This is a genomic window from Haladaptatus sp. W1, from assembly GCF_001723155.1.
Lineage (GTDB): Archaea > Halobacteriota > Halobacteria > Halobacteriales > Haladaptataceae > Haladaptatus > Haladaptatus paucihalophilus.
Genome location: NZ_MEIH01000142.1, coordinates 1 through 8,907, shown reverse-complemented (window position 1 = coordinate 8,907; position 8,907 = coordinate 1). Strand labels below are relative to the sequence as shown.

General features: G+C 64.4%; 7 protein-coding genes, 1 tRNA gene and 2 pseudogenes. 4 read left to right on the top strand and 6 right to left on the bottom strand.

Annotated features, from left to right (window positions below; all coding sequences use genetic code 11):
• Nucleotides 1-10: 10 nt before the first annotated feature.
• The 3 genes from BG842_RS07925 to BG842_RS07915 all read left to right on the top strand — a co-directional run bounded on the left by BG842_RS07925 (nucleotide 11) and on the right by BG842_RS07915 (nucleotide 1,732).
• A complete protein-coding gene (locus BG842_RS07925) occupies nucleotides 11-652 on the top strand; it encodes a class I SAM-dependent methyltransferase (RefSeq protein WP_069450355.1) in 642 nt (213 codons plus the stop codon).
• 126 nt (nucleotides 653-778) lie between these two features.
• Nucleotides 779-849, top strand: a tRNA-Gly gene (locus tag BG842_RS07920).
• Nucleotides 850-1,129: 280 nt separating this feature from the next.
• Entirely contained in the window at nucleotides 1,130-1,732 is a 603-nt protein-coding gene (locus BG842_RS07915; RefSeq protein ID WP_069450354.1) for a bifunctional 2-polyprenyl-6-hydroxyphenol methylase/3-demethylubiquinol 3-O-methyltransferase UbiG, read from the top strand.
• A gap of 18 nt (nucleotides 1,733-1,750) precedes the next feature.
• Here BG842_RS07915 and BG842_RS07910 read toward each other — a convergent pair whose 3' ends face one another.
• The 5 genes and pseudogenes from BG842_RS07910 to BG842_RS29675 all read right to left on the bottom strand — a co-directional run bounded on the left by BG842_RS07910 (nucleotide 1,751) and on the right by BG842_RS29675 (nucleotide 7,667).
• Complete coding sequence (locus BG842_RS07910) at nucleotides 1,751-2,089, bottom strand: hypothetical protein (RefSeq protein ID WP_069450353.1); 339 nt, start codon at nucleotides 2,087-2,089, stop codon at nucleotides 1,751-1,753.
• A pseudogene (locus BG842_RS07905) lies at nucleotides 2,086-4,460 on the bottom strand (penicillin acylase family protein). Before BG842_RS07905 ends, BG842_RS07910 begins: the two are co-directional and overlap by 4 nt.
• 657 nt (nucleotides 4,461-5,117) lie before the next feature.
• Nucleotides 5,118-5,486, bottom strand: a complete 369-nt coding sequence (locus tag BG842_RS07900; protein WP_069450352.1) for a 2Fe-2S iron-sulfur cluster-binding protein — start codon at nucleotides 5,484-5,486, stop codon at nucleotides 5,118-5,120.
• The gene (locus BG842_RS07895) at nucleotides 5,483-6,886 is read right to left on the bottom strand and encodes a selenium-binding family protein (RefSeq protein WP_069450356.1); all 1,404 of its coding nucleotides are present in this window, start codon (nucleotides 6,884-6,886) and stop codon (nucleotides 5,483-5,485) included. Before BG842_RS07895 ends, BG842_RS07900 begins: the two co-directional genes overlap by 4 nt.
• Before the next feature lie 643 nt (nucleotides 6,887-7,529).
• Entirely contained in the window at nucleotides 7,530-7,667 is a 138-nt protein-coding gene (locus BG842_RS29675) for a hypothetical protein (protein WP_007978738.1), read from the bottom strand.
• 109 nt (nucleotides 7,668-7,776) lie between these two features.
• On the opposite strand from BG842_RS29675, the gene BG842_RS07890 reads away from it, so the two are divergent.
• Nucleotides 7,777-8,472, top strand: coding sequence for a ZIP family metal transporter (locus BG842_RS07890; protein WP_069450351.1), 696 nt, complete (start codon nucleotides 7,777-7,779; stop codon nucleotides 8,470-8,472).
• A 76-nt stretch (nucleotides 8,473-8,548) separates the two neighbouring features.
• On the opposite strand, the pseudogene BG842_RS07885 reads toward BG842_RS07890, so the two are convergent.
• Nucleotides 8,549-8,907 (bottom strand): annotated as a pseudogene (locus BG842_RS07885) (nucleoside-diphosphate kinase); the annotation flags it as partial.

Here is an 8,907-nt window from a genome sequence, read left to right as displayed (position 1 = left end):
GAGTTCGACTGTGAACCCGACGAGTCACGACGTACGGGCGACCTACGACCGCATCGCGGACCACTTCGCCAAGACGCGGGAGTACGCGTGGCCCGAAGTCGAATCGTTCCTTGACGGTCGAGCGGGCACCACGGCCCTCGACCTCGGCTGTGCCAACGGCAGGCACGCGGAACTGCTGACCGGACACGCCAGCCGCGTCATCGGCGCGGACGTGAGCGCGGACCTCCTCGTCGAGGCCCGCGAACGGGCAACGGAACGCGGTTTCGACCTCGAACTGGTGCAGTGCGACGCGGCCCGGATTCCGCTCGACGACGACACCATCGACCTCGCGGTCTACGTCGCCACGCTTCACCACCTACCGAACCGCGAGGCCCGCGTCGGCAGTTTGGACGAACTCGCCCGCGTGCTCTCACCCGACGGAACCGCGCTCGTCAGCGCGTGGAGCACGGCTCACGACAAATTCGACCGCGAGGAGGGCTTCGACACGACCGTCGATTGGACGCTCCCCGGCGGGGAAACGGTGCCGCGGTTCTACCACATCTACTCGCCCGACGAGTTCCGCGAGGACCTCGACGAGAGCGCCCTCGTCTCCGACGACGTGTCCATCTCCAGCGGGAACTGTTACGCCGTCGTCCGCGGGCCGAAACAGTAACACCCTTAAGCCGGGGTGCACAATTGAGGGATACACTCACGTTCGACGTACCGTGATTCGCACCGGTGTCTCACTGAACGAAGTGAAGTGAGGCACGGTGCGTGGTGCGAGCGAAGTGAGCAGCACGCACCGGTGGTCTAGTGGCAGGACCTGAGCCTTCCAAGCTCATGGCACGGGTTCAAATCCCGTCCGGTGCATTTTCCGAGCGCTACTCCCTGAGCGACCAGCGTGCTGTGTCGCTCGGTTTCGAAGCGAGGGAATTCATGAGGGCTTCGAACTAGACTGGACACGGCCCGCGCAGGGAGTGTGAGTGGCGAAGCCACGAACGGACAACCGAGCAGGACTGTCCGTTCGGTGTTCAAACCTCGTCCGGTGCACTCTTCCACTATCGCTTCTTCGAGTCGTAACTGCTGTATCCGGATTACTTCCTCCAACAGTGACAACTAAACCGATGCTTTCCGTCATCCGAACCGAACGATGACGGACCCGGAGACGATTGCGACCTATCAATCGGTCGCGGACGAGTATCGGGAACTGCACGCGGACCGAACGGGTGTCGAGGGGATAGTCGAGCGATTTCTGACGGCCGTCGAGGGAGTGGCCGAGGGGGGCGCTCGAATCGCGGACGTGGGCTGTGGTCCCGGGTGGGAGTCGGCGACGTTCGCGGAGCGGGGTCACGAGGTCGTCGGCATCGACCTCACGCCGAACTTTCTCCGGGCGGCGCGGGAGGTCGCCCCTGCCGCCGATTTCGCGCAGATGGACATGCGTCGCCTCGGGTTCGAGTCCGATTCCTTCGACGGCCTGTGGGCTTGTGCGTCGTTCCTCCACGTCCCGCGGGAGGACGCTCCCGACACGCTGGAAACGTTCCGTCGGGTGCTCCGACCCGGCGGCGTCTGCCTCCTCTCGGTCAAACACGGCGACGGCGAGATGAGCGGCGACGTGTACGAGGAGGACGGACGACGGTTCACGCTCTACCGAGCCGATGAGTTGCGGTCGATGGCGGACAGCGCGGGGTTCACCGTCGAATCGGCCAGCGTCGATGCGACCGACTCGTGGGTGCAACTGCTGGCGCGAGCCTGAGTGGGGGAGAAGAGGACTCTACGCTAACGACCGCGCCAGCCCACCGACGGTTCCGAGAACCAGCGGAATCGCCGCGGTGAGCGCGGTGATTTGCCCCATTCCGAGGGCGTGGCTGAACGACCCGTGGAGCGCGAGCAGTCCGGAGAAGAGGAGGAGGGCGAGCACGCCGAATCCGAATCCCGCGAGCACGCCGCGTTTCGGTGTCAGCGCGGGGATGCTGACGAGCGCGCCGCCGACCAGCAGGCCGAGCCAGTGGGTCCACGCGAGGGCGAGGCCGACGACCGCACCGACGGCGACGAACGACAGTCTCGCGGTCGGATTCGCCCGGAGCGCGTCGAGTCGGTTCACTCGGCTCATTCGTCACCTCCGAACTCGACGGCGAGGTCGCCGCGAATCTCGTGCGACAGGGGTTTGTACTCCGTGTTCGCCCATCGGCGGAGTTGGTCGTGGTAGTGGTCCGAGAAGTAATCGCCCGAGTTGCCGCCGGGGACGATGGCCTTCGAGTCGCCTCCCATCGGGCAGATCATCCGCCAACTGCTGCCGACCGCGGAGTCCTTCCGGTAATTGTTCACGGTGTGACTCGACCCGTCCGTCGGGAGCACGGGATAGTTCAGGAACGACTGGTCGAACGGATGCGTGATGGCTTCCGTCGTGTTGTAATCCCCGTACACCTCGTCGTCGCCCTCCGCGACCGTCTCCGACGCCGTTCGGAGGGCGCGGACCATCGCCACCTGTCGCCCCTCGCTTCCGAACCAGCGCTCGCCGTCGAGGTGCGCCAGCACCCAATCGCGGGGGTAGTAGTCCTCGTCGAACCCGGCCTCTTCGAAGGCGTCCGAAAGCGCCTCCTCGCGGAAGGCGTCGAACCAGTGGACGAACAGCAGGGCGGCCTCCGAATCGCGTTCCATCCGGTAGTTCCACCGCGACAGCGTTTGGACCGCCGATTCGAGGCCGTCCGCACCTCCCGCGGCGTCCAGTAGCTTCGGAACGAGCGTTTCCGCCCGTTTGTCGAGCGTGTCGTCCTGAATCTCCGCCATCGTTTTCACGTCCATGGCCCCCGCTTTCGCCTTCTCGTCCAGCAGTTCGTAGATTCGCTGGCCGCGGTAGGGGCTGGAGTACCCCTCGGAGAGGTACGGGTCGTCCGTGATTCGCTGGTTCGCGGTCGCTATCAGGTCCGGGTCGGTGACGTGCGGTTTGTCCTCGAACGGGACGAACCCCTCCCACGACGAGACGCCGAAGGGTTCGAACCCTTCCCATTCGCCTTCTCCGGCGGAGCCGTCGAAAATCCGGTCGCCGCGGACCTCCTCGCCGTCCACCGTTCGGCGGGGAATCTTCCCGGTGACGTAGTAGAGCGTGTTGCCGTCCCGGTCGGCGTAGATGAGGTTTTGCGTGGGTTCGTCGAATCCCTTCGTCGCCGCGCGAAAGTCGTCCACGCCGTCGCTTCTGGCGTACTCGCGGATCGCCGCCGTCGTGTTCGTCGCCGTGTGGCCCGTCCACGCGACGCCGACCCGGTAGCCCTCGCGTTCGAGTACCGGCCCGTGGACCGTCTTTCGAACCGTCGCCGTCCTGTTTTCACCGTCGGCGACCTCGATTTCCCGCTCCTCGGTTTCGAACTCGCGCCACTCGCCCTCGTAGCGGTACCGATTCCCGTCGGTTTCGTACCGGTAGAAGTCGATGACGTCCGCACCGGCGTTGGTGAACCCCCACGCCCCGGCGTGGTTCTCGCCGATGACGACGAACGGGACGCCTGGAAACGTGACTCCGCGGACGCGCATGTCGCCCTGTTCGAGGTTCATCTCGTACCAGACCGGCGGGGCCATCAGCGATAGGTGCGGGTCGTTCGACACGATTGGGGTCCCGCTCTTCGTGTGTTTCCCCGAGACGAGCCAGCTGTTCGACCCGATGCCGTGGTCGCGCTCAAAGCCGCCGAGCCAATCGAGCAACGGCGCTCCGACTGCTTCCGAGTCGGTCGCCTCGTTCCGTCGGGAGATATCGTTCGCCGTCTTTCCCTCGTTCACCTTCCCCTCGTCTTTCCCGCGGATAATCGGCGAGTCGTGGTCCAGTCGCTCGGGGTAGAGGTCCGTCGCGGCGTCCGGGCCGAGCGCGGAGGCGACCTTGGCGCGCCGGAGGGTGAGAAAGCTCCCCGTCAGCGTCCACGAAATCTGCTTTTCCAACAGCATCGTGTCTTCAGGGGTCCACCGCGCCGGTTCGTACTCCAGCAGGCTGAACTCCAGCGGGAGCGGTTCGTTCTCGATGTACGCGTTCACGCCCGCCGAAAACGCCCGGACGGGTTCCGCCGCCTCCGGTTCCGAATCGGCGATGTGGTTCCACGTCGCGTCCGCCGCACCCGCGAAATCCATCTGGACGTGGAACTCGTCGGAGTCGGCCGCCAGTTCTCCCACGACGGCGGCAACCTGCCCGCGCATCAACCGCCGCTGTAGGTCGAGTTGAAACAGCCGGTCCCGCGCCTGCGCGTAACCCACCGCGAAGTAGAGTCCTGTCTCGGTTTCGGCAGTGATGTTCGGCACGCCGTCCTCGTCGTAGCGGAGTTTCGCCGACCCGTACTCGCTTTCGACGGACTCGTTCACGTCGTCCGTCGCGCCCTCCCACGCCGACCCGCTCAAGGGGGCGAAGCGCCGGAGGTAGCTCCGAACGGGCGAGAGCGACCCGCCGACGGCCGTTCCCCGAGTATCGCGCCGACGAGGGCACGGCGCGTGATATCGTCATCCATACCACAACGTGTGACCTCGCCGATATAAATGCCACCGCCTCGGCCCCAATTGTAAACGAGTGGTGGATTTAATTCCGTTGCAATCGCCGTAAGCGAGCGCCGAACGTTCCGTGCCTCCGCCACGAATGTAATCGCGCCGTGTCCTGAAACCCCCGAACGCTCGCAATCGGACCAACCATTTTGGCGCGTGCGCCAGCAGGCCTGAGGCCATCACGGCCGAGGGTCTGCTGAGTATCACGCGAGGTCTTCGTGAACGGTGTCCTCGTGAGTGCAATGAACGAGGGCACGGAAGACGCAGAGCGTCTTCCGGAGTGAACGAATGGCTCGTCAGAGCAACGCTCTGACGGTGGATGACTGAGCGGATGCGAAGGAATCGGTTGGGGAGGGTGTGGCTGAGGCGGTTTGCGGTACTGTGCGGTCGCTGTGTCTAGGTGGACTTCTGAAAGTGGCCGCCTGGTCCCGCGAACGGAGTGAGCGGACGGGGGGCTTTCAGCGACTACCTCTCTACAGTTTCGACTTCGGCAAAACCAGTAGCATCTCGTAGCGAGCGGATAGGGGCGTTCGAGGACTGCTTCTTGGCGGTTACAACCACGCCAAATCTGAACGCATCCAAAAACCTTTTTTCACTCTGATTCCGCGAACACGCTATCCTATCCACTACTTCCACGGGTTCGTCACGAGGTCTGAATGAACGTCGGTCCCGACTTCGATTCGACAGTCCGTCTCCGGACGGGCGATACAGAGCAGGATGTAGCCGTCCGCCAGCGAATCCGCTTTCAACGCCCGCGGTTCGCGCTCGTGTTCGATTTTCCCGGACAGCAGACGACCGGTGCAGGTGGCACACGCGCCGATTCGACAGCCGAATGGCAGGCCGACGTCCGCTCGCTCGGCCGCCGCCAGCACCGATTCGGCTTCCGCGGCGCGGACGGTTTCCGTTCCGCCCCCGCGCCACCGAAGTTCGACGCGATGGCGGTCGCGGTCGCCGTCGGCGTCGCGTTCGGCGGCCGTTCCGTCGCGCTCCGTCACTGCCACACGTCGCTCGTGCAGTCGCCGTCGGGCCACCGGATTTCATGCGCTCGGGCGGGACCGTTCGGCATCTCGCCGAAGTCCACGAGGAAGTCCTCGTCCAGCGTCATCGTCCCCTTTCGCGGGTTCACGTCGGCTTTGAGCATCACGGATCCCTTCTCGCCCTCCTCCGGGTAGAACTGGTTGTCCCACGTGGAGAACAGCGAGGTGGTCCAGTAGAGGCGCTCGCCGTCGATGCTGAGTTGGAGCATCTGCGGTCCCGCGACGACCGGTCTGTCGTCCTCGCCGGTCGGATGGCGCGGGCCGTACAACCCGCCCGCCCACACCTGGTCGGCGAGGCGCGGGTTCGACGGGTCGCTCACGTCGTACATCCGCACGTCGCCGTGCAACCAGTTCGAGAAGAACAGGTAGCGGTCGTCCATCGAAACGAGGAGGTCGGTGATGAGACCCGGCACGGGCATGTCCCAGTCCTCGTGCTCGCGCGGTTCGATGTCGATGACCTTCTCCGCGAACCACTCCTTCTCGCGCTCGTAGAAGTGGAAGACGTTGGACGAGAGCGCCGCGCCCACGTAGCCGTGGGCCGCCTCCGGACTGTGCAGGAACCGGACTTCCAGCGGAATCATCCCCTCCTCGCCGAGATCGACGGTTTGCTGGAGTTGTCCCCGCTCCCAGTCCCAGAAGTGGAGTTTGTGACCGTATTTGCCCGCCTCGACGTCTTCCAAGTCGAAGCCGGGATAGTAGGTCTTCGGCGCGGCCCACTCCGAGGAGACCATCACGTTGTGCCGCGGCTGATACCAGAAGTCGTAGTTCATCTCGATTTCGCCCGGCGGGTCCCAGCGCCCCTCGATTTCGAAGTCGTCGTTCAGTTCGAGGAAGCCACCCGGCAGGTCGCCGTCCTCGTCCCCCAGCATCGAGATGAGGATTTCCCCGTCGGGAATGCAGTGGACGGTGTGCGGCGCGGACAGGTCGTACTCGTACACCTCCTCCGGTTCGATGACTTTGACGATTTCCGGGTTCTCGCGGTCCTTCGTGTCGATGATGTGCAACCGCGACGACCGCTGACCGGGAACGACGAGGTGGCGTCGCTCCAGCCCCTCGACGTGGCAGGACGAAGAACAGGCGTTCCAGCCGAAGTGGTGTAGTTCGTCGCCCTTGTTCGGCATCTCCACGCGGTCGATGACCTCTGTGTACGTGTCTGAGTCCGGGTTCACGTCCACGACCGACAGGAAGTCGGGTGCATCGACGTCCGTCCCGACGTACAACGACGGTACGTACGCAACCGTCTCGCGTTCCGCCTCCTCGATGGCGGCCTGTGGCGTCGCGTAGCCCGGCCCCTCAACGTCGTGGTGGTGTTCGTGGTGTTCGTGCGCTCCGCTTTCGCTTGATTCGGTATCGCTCATGGTTCCCCCTCCAGTTCGACCTTCGATAGCGCCGGTCGTGACGAGGAGTGTTGCGGCAAAAATTGCCTCAAAATAGATGTTGACGTGGATGTCTTGGACCTCGTAGAGCCTGCGCATCCAGCCAGCGGGATGTCCGGTTGTTTCGAGGAGCGGTGTTTGTCTGGAGTGTGATTGCAACCACAGGGAATCAGACCGCCGCGAAAGCCCCCGCCACGCTCCCGGTCGTCGGAAGACGTTCCTGCTCACTTCGTTCGCGGGCGTGCGACTTCCGAGGTCACATTCACGTCCGTTCATGTGATCGCTGTGCGGGATATCCGCACTCTCCGTACCGCGCGCGCCACTCCGAAGGGTGGGCTGGTCGTTTACCCGTTTACAAATCAACCGCACGGCGCACGGCAGTGCGCCCGCGCGAGGGATGACCGGAGGTGCGACCATCGGGAGCACCGTAGGGAATCGGTTGGGGAGGCGCGTGGGCGGTTGCGGTGCGAGGCGGTCTTCAGTGTTGCCCGGTAGTTGCAGTCCCAGCAAAATTACCCACATCATTTCGAAGCGAGCAGACGGGGGCTTTCTGGGCCGTCCTCGTCGCTACTGCCCTCGTAAGAACGAACTGACCCAAGGCGTCTCCAACGATTTCGCCTCCCTCCTACACCCCGTATTCCGACACGCCGAGAATCGCACCGCACTCCGAACACTCCCAGACGGTCGCGTCGCTGAACTTCGCGTCCGTCTCGCTCTCTACGACTTCGATGAGGTCCTCACCGCACGCGATACAATGTCCCATACGACGTCGTTCTCGCTTTCGACTATCTGCTTTTTGGTCACTTCGAGAGTGTTAAAAGCAACCCGCGAGGGCCGGAATCGCTAACGGGTTCCGTTTCGAACTACAAACCGTGTTTCTTCCGACACCGCTCGTCGTCGGTGCGCTCGCGTCGAGCGCCTTGGTCGTGGGGAGCGCGGTCGGAGCGTTCTGGACGCCGCCGGAGGATGTCGTCGCGGCCGCGCTGGCCTTCTCCAGCGGCGCACTCATCACCGCGCTGTCCTTCGACCTGTTTCGGGAGGCGTTCGAAGCGGGCGGTCCGTGGTATGCGGGGGTCGGTCTGATGGCCGGGGCGACTGTCTTCGTCGGTGCCGACCTGCTGATAGACCGCTACGCCGCGAGCCAGTCGGGGTTCGCACTGTTGGCGGGCGTCACTCTCGACGGCGTTCCCGAGAACACCGCCCTCGGCGTCGCCATCGCTGGCGGCGGGCACGTCCACTATCTCACCCTGCTGGTCGCCATCTTCGCCTCGAACCTCCCCGAGTCGCTCAACGGCGCGGCGGACATGCGCAAACGGAACTACTCGAAGCGGGAAACCGTCGCGCTCTGGCTGTTCGTCGCCGGACTGCTCACCGCCGCCGTCGCGGTCGGCGATGTCGTCTCGGCCGGGTTCCGCGACGAAACCCTCGCCGCCGTCCGCGCGTTCGCCGGGGGTGCGGTCCTCGCGTCGCTCGCCGCGACGGTGATGCCGGAAGCGTTCGACGAAGGCGGACCACTGGTCGCGCTGGCAACCGCGGCCGGGTTTCTACTTACGTTCCTCCTGACGTGACGAATTCGGAACCCGTCGGACGGCCGCTCCGCTCCAAGTCGTCGGGTGCAGAAAAATACTGCAACGCGTCAGTGACTTACTCGTACAGCCACTCGGCGTCTATCTTCTCGTAATCGACCAGTTCGTCCTCGTCGAAGAACAGGTCGATTTCGCGCTCGTTCGCGCCCTCGTCCTCGTGGTCCGAACCGTGAATCACGTTCCGGCCGAGGTCGAGACCGAAGTCGCCGCGGATGGTGCCCGGGGCGGATTCGGCTGGGTCGGTTTCGCCCATCATGCGACGAACCTGTCGCGTTGCGTCCTGCCCTTCCCAGACCATCGCAAAGACTGGGCCGGAGGTGATGAAGTCGACAAGACCGTCGAAAAACGGCTTGCCCTCGTGTTCACCGTAGTGGTCGTGGGCGAGTTCCTCGCTGAATCTGCATGAACTTGCCGCCG

Coding starts and splice junctions, on each gene's coding strand:
- BG842_RS07910 (WP_069450353.1), bottom strand. CDS start 2,089: ATGAGCCGAGTGAACCGACTCGACGCGCTCCGGGCGAATCCGACCGCG.
- BG842_RS07915 (WP_069450354.1), top strand. CDS start 1,130: ATGACGGACCCGGAGACGATTGCGACCTATCAATCGGTCGCGGACGAG.
- BG842_RS29675 (WP_007978738.1), bottom strand. CDS start 7,667: ATGGGACATTGTATCGCGTGCGGTGAGGACCTCATCGAAGTCGTAGAG.
- BG842_RS07895 (WP_069450356.1), bottom strand. CDS start 6,886: ATGAGCGATACCGAATCAAGCGAAAGCGGAGCGCACGAACACCACGAA.